Origin of the sequence: Hoeflea sp. 108, assembly GCF_000372965.1 — a bacterium.
In the GTDB taxonomy this organism is placed as follows: domain Bacteria; phylum Pseudomonadota; class Alphaproteobacteria; order Rhizobiales; family Rhizobiaceae; genus Aminobacter.
Map to the genome: position 1 here is coordinate 150,467 of NZ_KB890026.1, position 19,395 is coordinate 169,861.

Below are 19,395 nucleotides of genomic sequence, written 5' to 3' on the forward strand. Positions count from 1 at the left end.
GCGAAAACCGTGCTCAGCAGCACTCTGCTCGACGAGAAGGCACGTCGAAATCAGTCGATTCTGCCCAAGAAGGTGCCGGAAACGACGCTTCGGCCGAAGATTTGCCCGATATCGTCGACGTCGTGATGGCTATGGGACGACAGGCCGAAGCTCGCGCCGACGGTTCTCTGGATGCACAAGGCGACGCCACCCTCCCCTCCCCTGGCTTGCCGGCAGCCGAAAGCTCGCTTTCCGGTCGCATGCCTTCCCATCTTGGAGAACTGGCCGAGCGCGCCCGCAGCTATGTCGAGGCGGCGAGTTCGGCCAACACACGCCGGGCCTATGCCGCCGACTGGAAGCATTTCGGCGACTGGCTGCGCCGCCAGGGATTGTCGGCAATGCCGCCGGATCCCGAGACCGTCGGGCTCTACATCACCGCCTGCGCTTCGGGTGCCGCTTCCCAAGACGCTGTGGTCACCAGGTCGGGCAAGGCAGCCGGTCGCAAGGATGCGGTTTCGACCATCGAACGGCGGCTGTCTTCGCTGTCGTGGAACTATGCCCAGCGCGGCCTTGCCCTAGACCGCAAGCACCGCGCCATCGCAACCGTCATGGCCGGCATCCGCAACGCGCACGCCCGCCCGCCCCGGCAGAAGGAGGCGATCCTGCCGGAGGACCTGATCGCCATGCTGGAGACGCTCGAACGCGGCACTTTGCGCGGCTTGCGCGACCGCGCCATGCTGCTGCTCGGTTTTACCGGCGCCCTACGCCGTTCCGAAATCGTCGGGCTCGACTGCGCCCGCGACCAGACCGAGGACGGCCGTGGCTGGATCGAGATTTTCCCGAAGGGACTGCTGGTGACCCTGCGTGGCAAGACCGGCTGGCGCGAGGTCGAGATCGGCCGTGGTTCGGCCGACGCCACCTGCCCGGTCACCGCGCTTGAAACCTGGCTCAGCCTCGCCCGCATCGGCCACGGCCCGCTGTTTCGGCGCGTCACCGGGCACGGCAAGAAGGTCGGATCCGAGCGTCTCAACGACCAGGAGGTCGCCCGTCTGGTCAAGCGCGCAGCCCTTGCCGCCGGCGTGCGCGGCGACCTCCCCGAGGGCGAACGCGCCGCCCTGTTTGCCGGCCACTCGCTGCGCGCCGGCCTCGCCTCCTCGGCTGAGATTGAAGAGCGCTACGTGCAAAAACAGCTCGGCCACGCCAGCGCCGAAATGACCCGCAAATACCAGCGCCGCCGCGACCGCTTCCGCGTCAACCTGACCAAGGCGAGCGGGCTCTAGAACCATACCCTGTTCGTCGAAGCGGCGTCAGAAATCCCAAGGGGACATCAATACGAGGCCCGTCGTGCCAAAATCACTCAGATTTCGCGTGGCCAAGCTGCCACCGTTAACGTGGGCGATGGCCGCAATCATACCGTCAGGCGCCGACATAGGACGAACTTTGCGTGAGGCAGCACCCATGATTTCGCCGTAGGCCAGCGCCGCTTCCTCTGTTAGCCCGAAGATTCGATCGGCAAAGCGTCGGCGCCAATCCGAAAGGCCCTGTTCCAGACGCTAGGCACGTTGGTCTGGCTTGATCTTTTGGATGCCAAAGGCAATCTCGGCGATCGTCACAGTTGATAGCGCCAGTTCGGCATCATGCCGGACCAACCAAGCGATCACGGCGTCATCAGGCAACTTCTTCAGCGTCTCTGAGATGACATTCGTATCGACAAAAATCACAGATCGATGCCCTCATGAGGATGCCGATGGGCACGAATTGTGGCCTCAAGGTCAATGTCGGTGCCTGATTGCATTTTCAATCGGCTGTAGAAGGCCAGCGCAGGCTCACGCCCTGCTTCGCGTACTTCGTAGGATTCGAGGGCACGCTCAACGACATCGGCGATCGTGCGGTTTTCACGCCGGGCTAGCCTATGCGCCAGGTCGCGAGCCCGAGCGCTCCTTATCGAAAGTTGTGGTTCAGCCATGACGCGCCTCCTTTTCAAAGAACATAGAGCTAGCGCCACCTGCTAGTAAGATGGCAGGTGATGGCAAGACAGCTCACCCCGTCTTGGCCTGGACCCCTCCCCTGCCCCGCAGCAGGGCCATCAGCACCGGGCCGATCGAGAATTCGCCCGATCGTGCCTTGGCGGTCAGGCTGCGCAGATAGCCGCCGGGGCTGGAAATCGCCTCGCCCTTCTGCAGCATCGCTGCCACCATGATCGCGGCATCCACCGCCCCCATTGCCTCGCAGGCCTGATCCCACGCATCCGGACTGACGCCAAGGGCGCCGCGCACCAGATTTGCCGTTTCCACCAGCTCGCCCCAGCCGGAAATTCCGTTTCGGGCATAATCCGCAATATCGGGGCAGGCACGCAGCACCATGCCAAGCGGATATCCCGTTGGCGGCTGGCTCTTCATCTCCAGTTTTGGCGCGGCGGTTGTCCCATGGCCGTTTTCGAGGCCGGGTTCAATATCAAGGTGTTGTGGGTTTGAATTTTGTATGTGGCGCTCAGAATGAGACTCATTGGCGCTTGTTTCTTCAGTTTTAACGTGGCTTTCCAGTGCCTTGCGCACCTCCTGGGCCAAAACCGCAAGCTCCGCAGCAACAGGCTCCAGCTCCAGGCGGCTCGCCGTACGCGGGATGGCACCCACGATCTGCCGGAACTCAATGTGCAGGCGCTGCCAGTCGGCCGCAATGCCCTCCTCGAGGCCAAAGGCGATCATCTTGCCGATGTCCCGGCGCAGAATGGTGATGCGCTCCCTGACCAGCAGAAGCGCCCGCCGCTCGGCACGCACGGTCTCCGCCAGGCGTTCGAATTCCGCGGCGCGCGCCAGAAGCGGCGTCATGTCGAAGCCGAAGGCCTGCTCGATCTCGCCGTCAACGCCTTTGCGGGCGTAACGCTTGCCATTGGGGCTGTCGCGGCGAACCACAAGGCCGCAATCGACCAGCACGGCCAGATGCCGCCTGAGCGTCGCCGGCGCCATGCCATGGGCCCGCAAGGCAAGCTGTGCGTTGGATGGAAAAACCACCAGCCCCTCCCCTTCCACGAGATCCGTGTCGGGGTGAAAGCTCAGCAGCGCGTTCAAGACGGCCAGGGCGCGATCGCTGGCGCCCAGCATGGCCTTGGCTTCGCAAACGGCCCTGAAGACCTGCCACTTGTTGGCACTGGCCCCAGCCGCGCAGCTTTCTGCGGCCCTTTGCCCTGCCATCATGGCACGCGTCAACGACCGCCGCCCAAAGGGCGTCGTCGAGATGTGCTCGATCATTATTCCTTCGCCTTTCCATCAGGCAAAAGAAGTCAGCCCACCGAAGTCGATGCCGGGACTCTTGACAGTGATTCGTGGAAGTGCGATTCTCTAGGTGTTCAAGCTATGAGAAGGGCTTCCACGACGGCAACGTTTGGGGGCCTTTTTCTTTTGCGATCAGTCTCCCGTTTCCTGCTTCCCAGACTCTCTGTACGCCTCATAAAGGCGCTCGAGATTCTCCGAAATCCAGCCACCGAAGCCGGCGGCGTCCTTGTCCTTGAGGGCAAGCGTATAGGTCTTTCCGGCAGCCTTTGCCGTCACGCTCACCATCTTGTCTGTCGCGACCCAGCGCTCAGCCTGGAAGCGCGTTGCCTCCTTGGCTGGTTTCTTTGCGAGCTCGGAAAACACCATCTGGAACCTGGCATCGCTCGACGCCTCCCTGATGTTGTCTTGCGTCAGCTGCACAAGAAGCGCCGGCACGGCCGGAAGCTTCACCATCTCTGCGAGCTCCATCCAGCGGCGTCGGCCCACTTCGGGAGCCGGCCCGATCGCTTCGATCAGTTCGAGCGGGATTTCGCGCACGACGCTGATCAGCTTCGAAACCGCGGTCTTCTCGATGCCGAGGGCCGACATGATGACATCACGGGAAAAAGAGCGGTCTTCGAGGCGAGCTGCAAAGAGCGCACGCTCGATGAAGGACAGATTGGTTCGCGCATTGTTTTCCTGGCCCTGGCTCACGACCAGTTCGTCATCTGTCAGGTTTCGCACGACCGCACGGACCTTGAGCCCGAGCTGGGAGACAGCGGCCAACCGGCGATGCCCGTACGCCACCTGGAAACGCCCCTTGGTTTCGGGGTGCGGACGAACAAGGATAGGCACCTGTTGCCCATGGTCCCTGATCTGCTCGACCAACTGGCCAAGTTCAACCGGGTCCATGATGAGGCGGTCGCGCACAATTGAGGCGTCAAGAAGTGCCGTATCGAGCTCGACGACCGTCTGCCCCTCGGCCATCTGGCGTTCGAGGTCGTGAGCGCGCTCCACTTTTTGCGTGATATTGCCAAGCGTCTTGGCAATGCCTCCAACTGGAGCATTGCCTCGTGGAGCAGGAGCAACCAACCCAGCGATCGGCCTTGAAGCCGCGAGCGGCTCAGCTGGCCTGAGGGCTGCAGTGCTTTCGGAGACTTCGATAAGGTTTTTCCGAGCCATTATTTCCGGCCCCATGTGCTCTTCAGGAGCCCCTCGATCTCCGAATTGACCTGATTGAGCGACTCCATCGCGCGATCATAGGTGCCACGGGTGAACTGAGCCCTGTCAACTTCGTAGAGGGTCTGCTTGGTCACTCCGGCATCAGAGATAGCCGTCGACTTCAGCATCGGATACTGAAGCATACGATTGCCAAAGATTGCCCGCATAAAGCCGGTCATCTGGCTTTGTGGGCTGTCATTTGGCTCGAAGCGGGTAACGAGATAGCGCATCCAGTCATAGCTCGTGCGGCCGCCTGCGTTTTCGACAACGGCCATCAGCTCGCTGGTCATGGCCAGGAACTGGCTCATCGACATGACGTCGAGCATCTGGGGGTGCACTGTGATCAAAACAGAAGTCGCAGCGCACAGGGCCGACATTGTCAAAAAGCCCAGCTGCGGTGGGCAATCGATGACAACCACGTCGTAAAGGCCCTCGATGGGAGCAAGAGCCTCACCGATACGAGCAAAAAACATCGTTTCCGCGGTCCCGGACGCGATCGCTGTTGGCGTCTCGTGCTCGAACTCCATCAGTTCAAGGTTGCCCGGGATGATATGGAGGTTTGGTGTATAGGTCGCCCTGACGATATCGGCGATCGATCGCGGCTCGTCATATCGGATCGCACCGTACAGGGTCTCGCCCTCCCCGACATCCAGTTCGGGCTGATGGCCAAACAGCGCAGAGAGCGACGCCTGCGGATCAAGATCGATCGCAAGCACTCGATATCCACGTATGGCCAGATATTGGGCAAGATGGGCGGAGGTCGTAGTCTTCGCTGAGCCGCCTTTAAAATTCATCACGGCTACGACCTGAAGCTTTTCGTCAGGCCGTCGCACAGGAACGTATTTTTGGGCGCCGTTCTTTTCGTCGAGGCTCCTGCGGATTCTATCCATGTCCTCGGGGGAGTACATGCGCCGGCCATTGGCCAGGGGTTCTGGTCCATAGCCCTCGGACGCAACCTGCCGAAGATACCCCTCCCCTATCCCGATATAATATGCTGCCTCGGCAGGGGTGAACTGCCTGATCGACTTTTGGGAGGTAGGCGGAAAAATCTTCTGCTGATGGAGCTGCAGCTGCCGTGACAGCTCCTGCGAATCCGCAGACAACATCGACGGAAGGTGCTCTTGCTCTTGGTGTATCCTGCTCTGCAACATCCCTGAACCTTAAACTACGCATTTCGCGAAAGAAGAAGCTAAACTGCGCAGCTGCAATATGGCCCGATTCGTGAAGATTTGACAAACGCTTAACCATAAGAGCTCAACTAGCGAGTTGCCCGCGGGCAACTTATCTTCGCGACAGGATTTTCCTCGCGCACGAAGCGGCCCCGCCAAACCAATCTACGGCACATTCAAAAGCACCTTCCAAAATGGCCGACAGCAAAAAGTTACCGCAGGCAACTTCTTGCTGTCGCTCAAGCACAGGCTGCGGATTGGTCCATACGGCGTCACAGCCGGCACCACAACGACCTGTCCACAACGGACAAACCTCCCGCCTTCTCAAAAGTTGCCCGCGGGCAACTTTATCGCTGTTAGGCAACAGCCACGGCTCCACGCTGCGTCAGCGTGGGTGCGCATGATCGTTGATGATCCAGTCTCATTCATCTCACCTCCCGATTGCCCCGGGCAATCGGGAGGTGAGATGGAGACACCGGCTCTCCCTGGAAAGTATACCACTTCCCTGCCGGAGAAAGTTGCCCGCGGGCAACTCGGCTAACCGGTTATTTGCACGTCACCATCACGGCCAAGCCGGACAAACGCCATCCTCAAATTTGAAGATGAGCTTTCCGCGCGGAAGCTCCTATCTTGTGCGCCCTTCCAACCGGACTGGTGCGAGAATGTCAGGTCCGCTCTGCGCAACAGGCGACACCCAACACCCCAAAGCCGGTACAGGCCACGCAATCGGCCATTATGGAGAATTGCTCCAAGGGCGTATTTGTAGCCCGCGGCAAGCGTCTTGTTCGCGCACTGATAACCTTGCCTCTGCCACTCTCAGGGCCGGTGCCCGCTTTTTCCTGTCGGGCAGCGGAACAGTCCGCGTCTAGCCACCGAGCAAGACAAAGGCTCGCCGTGCCGCAAAACTCGCATTGTAGAAGTTTGGCCGAAGGCAACTCGGCGGAGACCTCGTAATCGAAAGCACGATCCCGGTTGGCTTCGGATACAGTTCGTCCACTGCCGATGTCGCAGCTTCGATACGGGCGGTAGCGTCCGTATGAGCAGCTGCGCTCGAGGACAATTGGAAGCCTGGCTGTAGCCACCGAATTTGCCAGTGACTCTACCTGCTGAGCCTGGGGCAGGCCCCTGCATCAACCGTACACACACTCAAGCTCCCAAGTCGCAACCGCCAGCGCGACTATTAGCCAGAGATACGTGGCTCAGGCAGGCGCTGAAGCGGCGCTGGAGTTGAGCAAGCGCCATGGTGCCTGCAGCTCAATTATCCCACAGCGGATCATTTTTTGGCCTCCCGTTTGACGCGCAGCAGCCCAAAATGCGGGATCACTGTTGAATGCGGCACGTGATGCCTAAGCTGAAGACTTGGTGCGGCGGCCACCCACGGCATCCAGTCTGGTCGATGCATCTTTTGTGGAGCGGATCGGTCAGTTAGGCGCCTGATCGTCAGCGAAGATCCAACGGCCTCAGGCGATCAGCGCGGCCGCCTCCCCGTACTTGAACAGCACATGACTGCAAGACCAGGAAGCTATTGGCCAAGGCAATACGACAATCCCGACAATCCGGCCGCCTATGCCCAGCTCGCAGAGCGTGCCCGCCAATCTTCACCACCGCGAGATCGATGAAGTCCACCGGGTAGGGACTTTCATGGCGACCCGCAAGCTCTACCGTAGTCACGGGCCCCATGTGGGACCGACAAGCGGTGCTGCCGCATTGGTTGACCAATGGTACGCCAATCAGAACCCTTCAGCATCAATGGCCGTCATACTGCCGGACGAGGGAGCTAGCTACCAGCAGACGGTCTACGATGATGCGTGGCTCAGCGGCCTCTCCAGCTGGCCAGTTCCCCAGCTCCGCAGTCGTCATCTTCTGGACCAACTGCAAGAACACGGTGAAAGCACCTGGGCCATGCTGAACTGGTGCCGGCGATCGCCGGGCTCACGTGTCTGATGGTGTCAGGAAAGGCGGTCCGAACCAAAGCTCCGCCAAGCAACCCCAGTCGACGCAAAAGGGGAGGGAAGTCTGACATGCGCGCTTATATCCAGATCCTTGAGGCCACCAGCGGTCAACACTGCCACCACTCGATCGGTGCGCTTGATGATTTTGCGCTTGCGAGCCCAGGCAATGGCCGTTACCGGCAAGATCGAAGCGAGCTCTGCAAAACACCTTCCTTCCAGGCAATGGTTTTCTGGAGTTCGATCACTCCCTCGTTGTCTATGGGGAGAGCTAGGCTTTGGGATTCACGAACCGCGCAAAGCGCCTGATATGTGCTTTACGGCGCGCCCGCGAACGCGAAGTTTTCAAATGGGCGTCTCGCGGCAAGACAGCATGGGAAATCTCCCAGATCCTTTCCATTGGAAAGCGCACGGTGAACACTCACCTTCGCAATTTCCCGGCACAAGCTCGACACCACGAATGTCGTGCACACCGTCGCTGAAGCAATGCAACGGGGAGAGATCGAACTCTGAGCCTCAGGACCAATTTAATGCCGAGACCTCGACTGCCATTCGCCGTTCACGTCATTGATCGCTATAACCGCAATGACTGCGCAAGCGAACTGGAACAACATTTCCGCATTCGCCACGACATCTATGTCGGGCACCGTCAGTGGACTGACTTTGCGCGTCCCGACGGACGGGAAGTCAATCCATTCGACAATGACGATGCGATCTATCTGCTTGGCCTCGAAGAGGGGAGGGGAGGGGTTGCCGGGAGCAGGTTCGTGCCAATCAAAAAACCGAACCTGTTCAAGAACCTGTTTCCGCATCTGGCCACAGATGGCGTGCCCGAGCGAGTTACTTGAATAGACCAGGTACTTCGTCGTTCCAGATCGCAGGCAAGCACATACCCTTGGCTGGCGGGCGCAACGGTTGCTGCATGAGACCGGTCGGATAATAGGTGTGCTCGCGCTTGCAATAGGCGCAGCCGACCGTGATGAGGTCGCGGGCAACGTTCAGCCTGGATAGCGGAAAAGGGTTCGGCTCGATGCCGCACTGGAACAAAATAGGAACATCTGCCTGCGGAGTCAATTCACATCACGCTAACGTATGGGCATGCCGACGAACAACCCTCAGCCTCAAACCGCGCGCCATCAGGCCTCTACGAGCAACTCTTGCGAACTGCAAGAAGGATGGCGGCTGGGGCTTCGCCACTGGCAAGCAGGCGCCGCATTGGTTCTGCTACGAGTACACGGCCGATGGCGAGAAGTATGTCGCTTGAGGCAACGAGCATTTGGTACAATTGCCGCAAGCAATTGGCACGCATTAGGCGATTGAAATTATTGAAGACAGCGCTAGGTTCGCCAGACTTTTTCTTGGGGGATTTCTGCGATGAAGGCGATTCTGCTAGCGAGCGTCCTGCTCGGTATTTCTGCTGGCCAAGCACTTGCAGCGGACGCGACGGCAACCGCTCCGGCAGCCTTTGTCTGGACTGGCGGGTATGTTGGTCTGCAAGCCGGCTATGCCTGGGGAACGTCAGATGCAGTATTGCGCAACCTTGGCACTCCGCAGTCGCACTTTCCGCTTGATCCAGACGGCAGACTGCTCGGCGTCTATGCCGGATACAACCATCAGTTTTCAAGCAGTGTCGTTCTAGGAGCTGAGGCCGACCTCACCTACGCGCGCATTCGAAGTGGCACGGTAGAGCTTTTGGACGACGCAAGCGGTGGAGTTATTGCAGGCAATACGGCCGACGCGGACCTCAAATGGACAGGCGCAATTCGTGCGCGAGCCGGATACGCCCTCGATCGCTTTTTGCCCTATGTAACAGCCGGCGTTGCATTTGGCCGCTACGAGGCGACACCAGACTACATGTCGACACCAGCATTACCAGGATCCAAGACGCAAACCGGTTGGACGATCGGTGCCGGCGTCGACCATGCAGTAACTGACAAGATAGTTGCCCGGCTAGACTATCGCTTTGTCGATCTCGGACACGCAACGTACGGTATTACAGGCTTCCCGAGCCACGATACACGCGTCGATCTGAAGACGCACGACTTCCGCCTCGGTGTCGCCTACAAATTCTAGGAATTGGGCTAGTCCTCGACAGGATCAAGAATGTCGAGCGTGTCGTTCTTCGGCGAGCCGATCTTCCACATCGTCATCGGACCCGACGGGCGGCTTCAGGCGGCTGGCCATTCTATAAATTCTTATGGAAGGATATGAGCAGCACGCCTCATCTGTGATCACCACGCGCTTGCAAAATCGGTCTTGAAACTGAAATTCTCGAACACATATCGATGGCAGGCTGGTGCCGCTGTCGGCGCCAAGCCTATCCTAGAAACACACTTTCGTTAGACCTGGAGGATCTGATGAGCGATCGGATGTTCGACAGCCCGGTTTTTGTAAAATCCGGAAGCAATCTCATTGAGGAAATTGCCTGCCTGGAGGATGCACTCGAGTTTCTCTATGAGTGGCCCAGGAACCGCCGAGGCCCGATATACGGTACGGCGTTAAGGGCGTGTCAGCGCGCCTTTGATAACGGCTATCCGCTCTCTGCTGCCAAGCAGGCTTTCACGGGCTTTGCCAAATCCGTCAACATACTGGAAGACGTCAGCATTCCACTACCTTGGATGGTGGGCGGCAAAACTGGCGCAAGCGGTGTCGGTGTTTGATCGGAAGGGCGACAAGATGTTTGCACAACCGTTTAGCAAACCCGTCCGCGTATGGGTCGGCCTTGGATTCCCCCGTCAGCTGAACACGGTTGCCGACGCCTACCAGTTCGCAATGGATTGGTGCGGCAACAGTCCGGAGCAAAGGGCTGCCATCAGGGCCTGTCGCGCTGCTTTGGCAGGCGACATAGATGCCGAGACTGCGCGGGGTGTCCTTGTCGCTTTTGCGCGCAAAAAGGACATACTTGTTCAGGACGGCACCGCCCCGCCGCCGACCGGATCGGGGCAGATGAACCACGTCTGATCTAAGTCAACGGGTGGCGACATAGAGCCGCCACCCACAGCAATTCATGGATATGCCACCTATGTCAAAAGACTTGGCGATCAAATCGCCGGAAAGTAACCTGAATTCTTTCGCCTATGATGCCGAATGCCAAAGCGCACTGGTAGATCGCCTTGAAAGACTGCTGGATGATGCCCAAGCTGCCGGGTGGGATCGCAGCAAAGCTGCTGCTGCATTGATGTACCTCAGCGCAAAACGCCTGAGAGAACCGACTGAATAGCTTTGATGCGAGCTGGAACGAACTTCGGCCACCAGCCTCGCCTGTCGGACAGGCGGGGCATGTTTCTCGACCCTTGCCCGCATGGTCGGTCAGATCAAAGGCCCATACAACGACCAGAGGTAAACATGCTCCGATCTATAGCATGTGGTGGATGCCTCATCCGAACGTGCGAGCCTATCAGATGCGAATCTCCGACTGGAGACGTTGCGGTCTCTCTGATGCGGAAGGGTTTTGCCGAGCGTGGTTCTTCACTCGTCGAGCGAATCTGAGCTGGATTGCTAAACCCGATTTGCCGCGCCGTAGGTGATCCAGCCGGGTCGCGGTGCCGTATCAACCTGCGAGTGCAAGTTTTCGAGAGGTTGGAGGCATGCGATGCGAAGCGGTAAATTTCGGCCTTGCAGGCTTGGCAATGACATTGTTGCTTGGCCTGGCACCTGCTGCCGCGGGCGACTTTTCGCTTGAAGCATATTTTGCCGGAAGAACATCCGCGATCGGCAGCTTCAGTGCGGTCAATGGCGTCAAGCGCAAGTTCACGGTCGATCTGCTGGGCAAGTGGAACGGCAAGACGTTGACGCTTGTGGAGGACTTCATTTATGACAATGGCGAACGCGAGCGGAAGACCTGGCGCTTCGAAAAGATCTCCAGAAACAAATATCGTGGCACACGCGAGGACGTGATCGGCGAGACGCTGGTGACGATCAGCGGCGGCACCGCCCGCTTCAGTTACCTTGTCGACCTAGACCCGAAAGGCAAGGGTAACCGTGTACGTTTTTATGACACCATGAAGCTGCGGGGCGACGGCACGGTGCTCAACAAGGCGATCGTGACCAAGTTCGGACTGCCTGTGGCGCTTACGCGTGTGGAATTCCAAACCCGCTGAGAGGCCGGTCCGCCAAGGCTGCCAAACCGGCATGCATGAAGCTGCATCAAGAAGGAGCTGATCATGTCAAATCCTGCGCAAAAAAGCCTCGTCATGCTCCTTTTGTCCGCGCTGTGCCTGACCAACGGGGCGGCCGCGGCCGACCAATTGGATGGCCCAAAGATCAAAAAACTGATTGCTGGAGAGACAGTGAGATTGAACACGCCATTCGGCATTGCTCTGCCTTTGCGCTATCGCACGGATGGCGTTGTTGTCGGCGATGTCTCGGGCATTTCGGCGGCAAGAATGTTTACGCCAAAGGAGGAGGGCCGCTGGTGGATCGAGGACAACTCTCTCTGCCAGAAATGGCCAAGCTGGTACAAGGGGCGCCAATTCTGCTTCAAGATCACGTCGCTCGGCGACCGCAGGATTTCCTGGATCCGAGATGATGGCGCCAAGGGCACTGCCCGTGTCGGCGACTAGATGGGTAATCGAGACAAGCCCCTCCCGGAACATGCAGTGAAACTACTGTGCTATGCGTTGCCGGCGATACCCCTGGCAACGGTGGCTTTGCCAATTTATGTCGTGGTGCCGACCTTCTATGCTCAGAATCTCGGCCTGCCTATCGCTGACGTGGGAACGGTTCTGTTGCTGATCCGGCTGATCGATGCGGCAAGCGACCCGCTGATTGGCTGGCTCTGTGATCGCGTATTCACGAAATCCGGGCGCAGGCGAACTCTTTTTCTACTGTCGGTGCCTTTGACGGCCCTCGCCGCGTTCATGGTCTTCTGGCCACCTTCAGGCGCGAGCGTTGCCTATCTGGCGCTGTGGGGCACGCTGCTTTCGGTCGGCTATACCGGAACGCTGTTGCCCTACACTGCCTGGGGCGCGGAACTGGCAACGGACTATCGCGGGCGCTCGGTGGTTTCGGCCTTTCGCGAAGGGGCGACGCTCATCGGAACGCTGATTGCGGTCGTGCTGCCCTTTGCGGTCGGGCTCGACAGGAATAACGGCATCCACGGCCTCGCGGCCGTCGCCCTGCTTACACTTGTCTTGCTGCCGGCTGCCAGTGTGCTTGCCGTCAGGACCGTGCCGGAGCCGGCCAATCGTTCGACGACGCGACTGAACTTGGCGGACAGTCTGCGCTTCGTTGTCCGAAACAGGCCGTTCGTCCGACTTATCGTCGCGTTTCTGCTCAACGGCTTTGGCAACGCGATCCCGGCGACGCTGTTTCTCTATTTCGTCTCCGAACGGCTCGGTGCTGCCGAGCTTCGCGGTCCGCTGCTTTTCCTCTATTTCCTGTGCGGGATCCTAGGCGTGCCACTAGCCGTCTGGCTCGCGTCGAAAGCGGGCAAGCACCGCACTTGGTGCGGGGCGATGACCATCGCCTGCGCGGTGTTCGCTCTTGCCGGTTTCCTGGGTGCTGGCGACACCGTGGCGTTCGCCGTCATCTGTGCGACAACGGGCCTGCTTCTAGGCTTTGATCTCGCTTTGCCGCCAGCCATCCAGGCCGATGTCATCGACTACGACACGGCAAAATCAGGCGAACAGCGTTCGGGACTCTATTTCGCCGCATGGGGCCTAGCGACCAAGCTGTCGCTCGCACTCAGCGTCGGCCTGGTGTTTCCCATTCTTGCCTGGTCAGGTTTCGACACTGCCGCCGGCCAGACCATGCCGGAAACGGCCCTGAGCACGCTGTCCGCGCTATATGCCTGGTTACCCATTCTGCCCAAGGCCGCCGCCATAGCCGTGATGTGGAACTTTCCGCTCGACGAAGACGCCCAACAGGCATTGCGAGCACACATCGACGCCAACGCGTCATACGGCAAAGCATTTGGTGAAGAACCAAGCTCGCGTGCGGCCGTTGTCCCCTTGTCACCGTCGAGCGCCGATGGAAAGGAAGCCTGATGTCGAGAGCTTTCTCCCTTATCTTATTCGTGCTGGCGGTTGTCCTGATCGGCATGCTCATCGGCTACGCAACGCTGCCGGGGGAATGGTATGCGAGCTTGAACAAACCGTCATTTACGCCGCCAAACTGGATCTTTGCCCCTGTGTGGACGGTGCTCTACATCTCCATAGCGATTGCCGGCTGGCGGTGCTGGGTTCGCGATCGAAACAGCACGGCGATGAAACTCTGGTTCGTACAGATGTCGCTGAATTTTCTGTGGTCGCCGGTTTTCTTCGGGGCACAGCAACCGGGTATGGCATTGGTCGTCGTGATAGCAGCATTGGCGGCCGTGCTGACCTTCATAGCAGCGGCATGGAACAGTGACAGACTGGCAGCGGTGCTGTTTCTACCCTATGCGGCATGGACCGCATTTGCTACCGCGCTAACTGCGGGCGTCGTGTACATGAATTAAGTTGACTGCCACAACCGGGACTTGGCCGTTTGTAGATGCTCCTGCCTTGCACCGATGCCCGCGCCGCCGGTGACGGTCAGCCGTCCTTTGCCAGCGTCAGGGCAGTGAAGAGGTATCCGCAAGTTGCCGCAGACGCGGTGAGCGCAATGCCCCAGATCATGTCGACGATGCTGACGGAAACCGACCAATTCTTCAGCGTAGCAAGGTTGGTCATATCGTAGGTGCCGTAGGCGACCAGCCCGAGCAGCGCGCCATTGAGCAGCGCTGTCGTCCAGTTCGCGCTATGCACCGCCGGTATCACCGCGAAATGCACGATTCCGGCGACATAGACGAGATAGAACAGGCCGGCAACGCCGAGATCGGGCTGGTCGAGGAGCAGGCTGCCGATCCGGTTGCGGTAGAAGCTGGTGGAAATGGTCGACAGCCACACGAAGTCAATACCGAAGAAAACCACGGCGGTGGCTGCATAAGCGATGGCGTAGCTGGCGAACATAGATGCGATGCTCTCGGCGGCTCCGGGCGAGGGCGCCCGGTCAGATACCCAGGAAGGGCTGGATTGCACGGACGATCCAGCTGCGGAACTTGAGCGGCGCGTCCGTCACCGCAAGGCAGATGCAGTCGATGTCCGGCGTGGCGACGGGCTGGTGTGTCAGGCTGGCGTCAGCGTCCTCGAGATCACCGCGCGCGAAGACGTCGTCGCCGTCGACGAAGCTGCCGCTGAGCACCAGGGTCAGCTCGCGCCCGCCATGGCTGTGCTCCGGCACCGGCTTGCCGGCGGGGATGCGCAGCAGTCGCACCTTGGTCTCGCGATCCCCTGTTCTGATCGGGATCTGGTAGGCGCCGCGGCCAAGTGGCCGCCATTTGAGCGCCTCGATGTCGCCGCCGACATAGGAGCGCAGCGGCTCCGGCAAGCCGCCGCTGCGATGGCTTACGACCGGCGTTGCGCGGGTGGCGGATGAAGCCGCTTGCGGCTGCTGTCGCAGCCGGCTGCGCACGCTGGCCCATGCGTCATCGACCGAGCCATTGTCGGGAAGGGTCTCTAGCAGGTCGCCGCCGATGCCTTCGGCGACAGTCAGGCGCCGCCGGCAAGAGGGGCAGAGGGCAAGGTGCGTGGCGACCGCGATACTCCAGCCTTCGGCGAGGCTGCCTGCGGCATAGCTCAAGAGTAGGTCGTCGCTGATATGGTGACGGATGGTCACGATACGTCTCCCGAGCGGGCGAGGGCGGCCCGCAGTTTGTCGAAGGCGAGGCGCATGCGCGACTTTACCGTCCCAAGCGGGAGTTTGAGGCGCGTCGCGATCGCGCTGTGCGACTGGTCTTCGAAGAACGACAATCTCAGCAGTGCCGCCTGTTCCTCCGGCAGCGCTGCGATGGCCTGGTGCAGTTGCTCGGAGGCCTCGCGTGCGTCGAGTTCGGCATCGGCCGGAGCAACGTCCTCGGGCACAAACGCTGGATCGTTGGGGTCGAAATCCGGGCGCTTCTCGCGCCGGAACGCGTCTATTCGCAGGTTGCGCGCAATGGTGAAGATCCAGGTCGAGACCGCGCCCTTCGAGGGATCGAAGCGCTCGGCTTTATTCCAGACCGCGATCAGGGTTTCCTGCATCAGTTCCTCGGCCAGCTGGCTGTCGCCGCCCATCCGCGCCATGTAGGCCTTAACCCGCGGCGCGAAGTGGCGGAAAAGCGTCTCATATGCTTCTATGTCGCGCCGTGCGCCCACCGCGCAAAGCAGCTCGCGCATGTCTGGAACCTTGTCGGCATCAGTCTGGCGGCTCATACCCAAAATTCCCAATTCGCCACGCCTTGGCGCGGAGCGCCACCGCCCCACCACAGGGCGCTTGTGCCACGCCGGCGAGCTTATGGGAACGTTCGTGTCCATGCCGGTGATACGTGGCCGGCAAGGCGCCAGATCACCGACGCACGAAAATTTGACGCCCACCGATCCGGCGCGGCCGTGGTTGCGTATCAAAGCACAAGGCCATTGCAGGATCGGAAAGGCGTAAAGTGCGAAGTCATTCCAACAGGAAGTTGCCGGACCATGCTCGCCGCGTGGCGGTCGTCGGGGCTGGGATTTCGGGACTGTCGGCGGCATGGCTGCTCAGCCGCAGGCTGAGCGTCACGCTCTATGAAAGCGAAAAGCGCCTCGGCGGTCATTCAAACACGGTCATGGTTCCGACGAAGGACGGGACGATCCCCGTCGATACCGGCTTTATCGTCTACAACGAGCGCAACTATCCGAACCTGGTTGCTTTGTTCAAGGAAATCGGGGTGCCGACGGCAGCCTCCAACATGTCCTTTGCCGCCTCGCTCGAGGGTGGCAAGCTCGAATATTCCGGCTCCGGCCTCAACGGGCTGATCGGCCAGCGGGGCAATGTCGTGCGGCCGCGCTTCTGGCGGATGATGCGCGACATATTTCGCTTCTACCATGAGGCGCCGGCCCTGCTGCATCGAACGGACCTCCACGGCATCAGCCTCGGCGAATATCTCGACCGCAACGACTATGCCCCGGCCTTCATCGAGGACCATCTGTTGCCGATGGGGGCCGCGATCTGGTCTACCACGGCGCGCGAGATGCGCGCATATCCGCTGCTTGCCTTCGTCAGGTTCTTTGCCAGCCATGGCTTGCTTAGCCTTGCCGACCGCCCGAAGTGGCGAACCGTGCTTGGCGGCAGCCGCGAATATGTCCGGCGCCTAAGCGGAAGCTCCATCGAAGGCGTACGGCTGGGCGTCGGGGTCCGCAGCATCTCGCGGGAAAACGGCCGCGTCGTCGTCACCGACACGACGGGTAATTCCGACACCTTCACCGACGTCGTCATTGCTACCCATGCCGACCAGGCGCTCGGCCTGTTGGTCGATGCCGATCATGAGGAGCGCAGCCTGCTCGGCGCCTTCCGCTACACCGACAATCTGGCCGTGCTGCATTCCGATGTAAACCTGATGCCCAGGCGCCGGCGTGTCTGGTCGAGCTGGAACTATATCGGCGAAAGCAGGGACGAAGGCGCCCAGCCGCTGTGCGTGACCTATTGGATGAACCGGCTGCAGAACCTCGACAGGCGTCATCCGCTCTTCGTCACGCTCAACCCGACCCGCGAGATCGCGCCGTCGAAAGTCATCGGGCGCTATGACTACACCCATCCCCTGTTCGACCAGCGCGCGCTCGACGCCCAGCAGCAGCTCTGGCGCCTGCAGGGCAGGCGCAACACCTGGTTCTGCGGTGCATATTTCGGGTTCGGCTTCCATGAGGACGGCTTGCAGGCCGGGCTGGCCGCGGCCGAGAGCGTCGCCGACGTGCGGCGGCCCTGGCAAGTGAGCGACGAATCCGGGCGCATTGGGCTGCAGCCACGACTGGAGGCCGCGGAATGAGCGGCCAGTCGGCTTTGTTCTGCGGCAAGGTCATGCACATGCGCGTGCGGCCGCGCCGGCACAAGCTCCGCTACCGCGTCTTTTCGCTGCTGCTCGATTTCGACGAGCTGGAGGCAGTGAGCGCGGCGTCTCGACTGTTCGGCTACAACCGCCCGGCCATGCTGAGCTTCTGGGACGCCGACCACGGCGACGGTAGCCCTGGTGGCCTGCGCGCCTGGATCGAAGCGCGTCTGCGCGAAGCCGGCAGGCTGGAGGAGGGCATGAGCATCCGCGTACTCTGCTATCCCCGCATCCTCGGCTACGTCTTCAATCCGCTGACGGTCTACTTTTGCTACGCCTCGGGCGGTACGCTGCGCGCCATCCTCTACGAGGTCTGCAATACCTTCGCCGAGCGACATACCTATGTCATCCCGGTCGAGGATGGCGCGACGGGGCCTGTGCGGCAGGGCTGCGCCAAGGAACTCTATGTCTCGCCCTTCATGCCGATGTCGTGCTTCTACCGTTTCCACATCGAGCCGCCAGGCGAAAACGTGCTCGTGCGCATCGATGAATCCGACGCCGGAGGGGCGCTTCTGGTCGCTTCGTTTTCCGGCCGGCGCCAACCGCTGACGGACCGCGCGCTTCTGCGTGCGCTGTTCCGCTACCCGCTGATGACGCTCAAGGTGACCCTGGGCATCCACTGGGAGGCGCTGCGCATCTGGTGGAAAGGCATTCCCGTACACCACCATAGCGCCGCAGCGAGCAGGGTCGCCACGACCGTCGTGGCGGGAAAAATTTCAGGACATACAAATTCATGAGCAATATTGAAGGAAAGTCGATCTCCGCGAGGAGCCTTCGCCGGCTGCTGTGGGCGCGACTTCTTTGCGGCTGGGCCGACAGGATCGCTGCCGGCAAACTCACCATCCGATTTCCGAATGGAGACACGCACTTTGCGCAAGGCGCCCTGCCAGGTCCGTCGGCAAGCCTCAATGCGCGTTCGGCCAAGCTGGTGTGGAAGGTGGCAAGCGGCGGCAGCCTGGGTTTTGCCCGCGCCTATCTCGACGGCGACTGGGACACACCCGACCTCGGCGCGTTGCTGCAGTTGGGTGCTGCAAATGAAGCTGCGTTCGCCACTCTCCTCGACGCACCGGGTGCGGCCAGGCTTTTCGCTTTCCTCAGGCATCGGCTTCGCGCCAACACACGCACCGGCAGCCGCCGCAACATCGCCTTCCACTACGATCTCGGCAACGACTTCTACCGGCTCTGGCTCGATGAGACGATGACCTATTCGTCGGCCATGTTCGAGCGCGATGACCAGCCTTTGGCCGATGGGCAGCGGGCCAAATATGCCCGCATCGTCGAAGTGCTGGAGCTTGGGCCGGATGATCATGTGCTGGAGATCGGCTGCGGCTGGGGCGGCTTTGCCGAATATGCGGCGGCCGAGACGGGCTGCAGGATAACGTGCCTTACGCTATCGCGCGAGCAGGCCGAGTTCGCGCGGGACCGCCTCGCCGCCGCCGATCTTTCGGACAGAGCAGAAATCAGGCTCCAGGACTATCGCGACTGCGCCGGCCGGTTTGACAAGATCGTCTCGATCGAGATGTTCGAGGCCGTAGGTGAGGAAAACTGGCCAACCTATTTCGATACGCTGCGGGCGCTGTTGAAGCCAGGTGGCCGCGCCATGGTGCAGTCCATCACCATTGCCGCAGAACGTTTCGCCCACTATCGCCGCAACGCCGACTTCATTCAGACCTACATCTTTCCCGGCGGAATGCTGCCGTCGCCGACAGCGTTCACGTCCGTGGCGAACCAACGCGGGCTCGAAGTGCTGAACCAAAAGTTCTTCGGGGCCGACTACGAAAGGACGCTGCTTGCCTGGGACAGGGCGTTCGCCGCCGCCTGGAATCGCATCGAGCCGCTCGGCTTTGATACTCGCTTCAAGCGCATGTGGCGCTACTATCTGCACTATTGCGCAATTGGATTTCGCAGCGGCAGGATCGACGTCTGCCAGTTCCTCCTGGCTCGTGATTGACCGATTGGACGCGATC

21 protein-coding genes and 1 pseudogene are annotated in these 19,395 nt (G+C 60.5%); 14 read left to right on the forward strand and 8 right to left on the reverse strand.

What is annotated here, in order from left to right:
• Positions 1-131 precede the first annotated feature (131 nt).
• Positions 132-1,259 (forward strand): site-specific integrase, encoded by a 1,128-nt coding sequence (locus tag B015_RS0128670; RefSeq protein ID WP_018431211.1) that lies wholly within the window; start codon positions 132-134, stop codon positions 1,257-1,259.
• A gap of 27 nt (positions 1,260-1,286) precedes the next feature.
• On the opposite strand, the pseudogene B015_RS32875 reads toward B015_RS0128670, so the two are convergent.
• From B015_RS32875 to repA, 5 genes and pseudogenes are all read right to left on the reverse strand, one after another.
• A pseudogene (locus B015_RS32875) lies at positions 1,287-1,700 on the reverse strand (type II toxin-antitoxin system VapC family toxin).
• Positions 1,697-1,945, reverse strand: coding sequence for a type II toxin-antitoxin system VapB family antitoxin (locus tag B015_RS32880; RefSeq protein ID WP_081623610.1), 249 nt, complete (start codon positions 1,943-1,945; stop codon positions 1,697-1,699). Before B015_RS32880 ends, B015_RS32875 begins: the two are co-directional and overlap by 4 nt.
• 73 nt (positions 1,946-2,018) lie before the next feature.
• On the reverse strand, positions 2,019-3,227 hold the full coding sequence (repC, locus tag B015_RS0128685) for a plasmid replication protein RepC (protein WP_018431214.1): 1,209 nt from the start codon (positions 3,225-3,227) through the stop codon (positions 2,019-2,021).
• A gap of 156 nt (positions 3,228-3,383) precedes the next feature.
• The gene (gene repB / locus B015_RS0128690; protein ID WP_026227855.1) at positions 3,384-4,412 is read right to left on the reverse strand and encodes a plasmid partitioning protein RepB; all 1,029 of its coding nucleotides are present in this window, start codon (positions 4,410-4,412) and stop codon (positions 3,384-3,386) included.
• Entirely contained in the window at positions 4,412-5,602 is a 1,191-nt protein-coding gene (repA, locus tag B015_RS0128695; protein WP_018431216.1) for a plasmid partitioning protein RepA, read from the reverse strand. Before repA ends, repB begins: the two co-directional genes overlap by 1 nt.
• Before the next feature lie 2,245 nt (positions 5,603-7,847).
• Here repA and B015_RS32890 point away from each other — a divergent pair.
• From B015_RS32890 to B015_RS0128745, 10 genes are all read left to right on the forward strand, one after another.
• Positions 7,848-8,051 carry a helix-turn-helix transcriptional regulator gene (locus B015_RS32890; protein ID WP_081623599.1) on the forward strand — a complete coding sequence of 68 codons (204 nt, stop codon included), beginning with the start codon at positions 7,848-7,850 and terminating at the stop codon, positions 8,049-8,051.
• Positions 8,052-8,099: 48 nt separating this feature from the next.
• Positions 8,100-8,417, forward strand: a complete 318-nt coding sequence (locus B015_RS32895; RefSeq protein ID WP_081623600.1) for an acyl-homoserine-lactone synthase — start codon at positions 8,100-8,102, stop codon at positions 8,415-8,417.
• A 526-nt stretch (positions 8,418-8,943) separates the two neighbouring features.
• Positions 8,944-9,642, forward strand: coding sequence for an outer membrane protein (locus B015_RS0128715; RefSeq protein ID WP_018431220.1), 699 nt, complete (start codon positions 8,944-8,946; stop codon positions 9,640-9,642).
• A gap of 284 nt (positions 9,643-9,926) precedes the next feature.
• The gene (locus tag B015_RS0128720) at positions 9,927-10,229 is read left to right on the forward strand and encodes a DUF982 domain-containing protein (protein ID WP_018431221.1); all 303 of its coding nucleotides are present in this window, start codon (positions 9,927-9,929) and stop codon (positions 10,227-10,229) included.
• Positions 10,216-10,530 (forward strand): DUF982 domain-containing protein, encoded by a 315-nt coding sequence (locus tag B015_RS0128725; RefSeq protein WP_018431222.1) that lies wholly within the window; start codon positions 10,216-10,218, stop codon positions 10,528-10,530. The genes B015_RS0128720 and B015_RS0128725 overlap by 14 nt, the downstream gene beginning before the upstream one ends.
• A 61-nt stretch (positions 10,531-10,591) precedes the next feature.
• Positions 10,592-10,789 (forward strand): hypothetical protein, encoded by a 198-nt coding sequence (locus B015_RS33130; protein WP_157632953.1) that lies wholly within the window; start codon positions 10,592-10,594, stop codon positions 10,787-10,789.
• A 367-nt stretch (positions 10,790-11,156) separates the two neighbouring features.
• Positions 11,157-11,669 (forward strand): DUF3833 family protein, encoded by a 513-nt coding sequence (locus B015_RS0128730; protein WP_198292925.1) that lies wholly within the window; start codon positions 11,157-11,159, stop codon positions 11,667-11,669.
• 63 nt (positions 11,670-11,732) lie between these two features.
• Entirely contained in the window at positions 11,733-12,131 is a 399-nt protein-coding gene (locus tag B015_RS0128735) for a hypothetical protein (protein ID WP_026227858.1), read from the forward strand.
• Complete coding sequence (locus B015_RS31865; protein ID WP_081623601.1) at positions 12,132-13,556, forward strand: MFS transporter; 1,425 nt, start codon at positions 12,132-12,134, stop codon at positions 13,554-13,556.
• Positions 13,556-14,008 carry a TspO/MBR family protein gene (locus B015_RS0128745; RefSeq protein WP_018431226.1) on the forward strand — a complete coding sequence of 151 codons (453 nt, stop codon included), beginning with the start codon at positions 13,556-13,558 and terminating at the stop codon, positions 14,006-14,008. Before B015_RS31865 ends, B015_RS0128745 begins: the two co-directional genes overlap by 1 nt.
• 76 nt (positions 14,009-14,084) lie before the next feature.
• Here B015_RS0128745 and B015_RS0128750 read toward each other — a convergent pair whose 3' ends face one another.
• Genes B015_RS0128750 through B015_RS0128760 form a run of 3 tightly spaced genes read right to left on the reverse strand, consistent with a single transcriptional unit; the run spans position 14,085 to position 15,746 of the window.
• Positions 14,085-14,501, reverse strand: a complete 417-nt coding sequence (locus B015_RS0128750; RefSeq protein WP_018431227.1) for a DUF2177 family protein — start codon at positions 14,499-14,501, stop codon at positions 14,085-14,087.
• A gap of 40 nt (positions 14,502-14,541) precedes the next feature.
• Complete coding sequence (locus B015_RS0128755) at positions 14,542-15,207, reverse strand: ChrR family anti-sigma-E factor (RefSeq protein WP_018431228.1); 666 nt, start codon at positions 15,205-15,207, stop codon at positions 14,542-14,544.
• The gene (locus B015_RS0128760; RefSeq protein WP_040457461.1) at positions 15,204-15,746 is read right to left on the reverse strand and encodes a sigma-70 family RNA polymerase sigma factor; all 543 of its coding nucleotides are present in this window, start codon (positions 15,744-15,746) and stop codon (positions 15,204-15,206) included. Before B015_RS0128760 ends, B015_RS0128755 begins: the two co-directional genes overlap by 4 nt.
• A 287-nt stretch (positions 15,747-16,033) precedes the next feature.
• Between B015_RS0128760 and B015_RS0128765 the strand changes: the two genes are divergently transcribed.
• Genes B015_RS0128765 through B015_RS0128775 form a run of 3 tightly spaced genes read left to right on the forward strand, consistent with a single transcriptional unit; the run spans position 16,034 to position 19,379 of the window.
• Positions 16,034-17,368, forward strand: coding sequence for an FAD-dependent oxidoreductase (locus tag B015_RS0128765; protein ID WP_026227859.1), 1,335 nt, complete (start codon positions 16,034-16,036; stop codon positions 17,366-17,368).
• Positions 17,365-18,165: a DUF1365 family protein gene (locus B015_RS0128770; protein ID WP_018431231.1), complete on the forward strand. Its 801-nt coding sequence runs from the start codon at positions 17,365-17,367 to the stop codon at positions 18,163-18,165. Before B015_RS0128765 ends, B015_RS0128770 begins: the two co-directional genes overlap by 4 nt.
• Positions 18,162-19,379, forward strand: coding sequence for a cyclopropane-fatty-acyl-phospholipid synthase family protein (locus tag B015_RS0128775; RefSeq protein WP_018431232.1), 1,218 nt, complete (start codon positions 18,162-18,164; stop codon positions 19,377-19,379). The genes B015_RS0128770 and B015_RS0128775 overlap by 4 nt, the downstream gene beginning before the upstream one ends.
• Positions 19,380-19,395: the final 16 nt, after the last annotated feature.

Coding starts and splice junctions, on each gene's coding strand:
- B015_RS0128745 (WP_018431226.1), top strand. CDS start 13,556: ATGTCGAGAGCTTTCTCCCTTATCTTATTCGTGCTGGCGGTTGTCCTG.
- B015_RS0128760 (WP_040457461.1), bottom strand. CDS start 15,746: ATGCGCGAGCTGCTTTGCGCGGTGGGCGCACGGCGCGACATAGAAGCA.
- B015_RS0128720 (WP_018431221.1), top strand. CDS start 9,927: ATGAGCGATCGGATGTTCGACAGCCCGGTTTTTGTAAAATCCGGAAGC.
- B015_RS0128775 (WP_018431232.1), top strand. CDS start 18,162: ATGAGCAATATTGAAGGAAAGTCGATCTCCGCGAGGAGCCTTCGCCGG.
- B015_RS0128670 (WP_018431211.1), top strand. CDS start 132: ATGGGACGACAGGCCGAAGCTCGCGCCGACGGTTCTCTGGATGCACAA.
- repC (WP_018431214.1), bottom strand. CDS start 3,227: ATGATCGAGCACATCTCGACGACGCCCTTTGGGCGGCGGTCGTTGACG.
- B015_RS0128715 (WP_018431220.1), top strand. CDS start 8,944: ATGAAGGCGATTCTGCTAGCGAGCGTCCTGCTCGGTATTTCTGCTGGC.
- B015_RS0128730 (WP_198292925.1), top strand. CDS start 11,157: ATGCGATGCGAAGCGGTAAATTTCGGCCTTGCAGGCTTGGCAATGACA.
- B015_RS0128750 (WP_018431227.1), bottom strand. CDS start 14,501: ATGTTCGCCAGCTACGCCATCGCTTATGCAGCCACCGCCGTGGTTTTC.
- B015_RS32880 (WP_081623610.1), bottom strand. CDS start 1,945: ATGGCTGAACCACAACTTTCGATAAGGAGCGCTCGGGCTCGCGACCTG.
- repB (WP_026227855.1), bottom strand. CDS start 4,412: ATGGCTCGGAAAAACCTTATCGAAGTCTCCGAAAGCACTGCAGCCCTC.
- B015_RS31865 (WP_081623601.1), top strand. CDS start 12,132: ATGGGTAATCGAGACAAGCCCCTCCCGGAACATGCAGTGAAACTACTG.
- repA (WP_018431216.1), bottom strand. CDS start 5,602: ATGTTGCAGAGCAGGATACACCAAGAGCAAGAGCACCTTCCGTCGATG.
- B015_RS0128770 (WP_018431231.1), top strand. CDS start 17,365: ATGAGCGGCCAGTCGGCTTTGTTCTGCGGCAAGGTCATGCACATGCGC.
- B015_RS32895 (WP_081623600.1), top strand. CDS start 8,100: ATGCCGAGACCTCGACTGCCATTCGCCGTTCACGTCATTGATCGCTAT.
- B015_RS33130 (WP_157632953.1), top strand. CDS start 10,592: ATGTCAAAAGACTTGGCGATCAAATCGCCGGAAAGTAACCTGAATTCT.
- B015_RS0128735 (WP_026227858.1), top strand. CDS start 11,733: ATGTCAAATCCTGCGCAAAAAAGCCTCGTCATGCTCCTTTTGTCCGCG.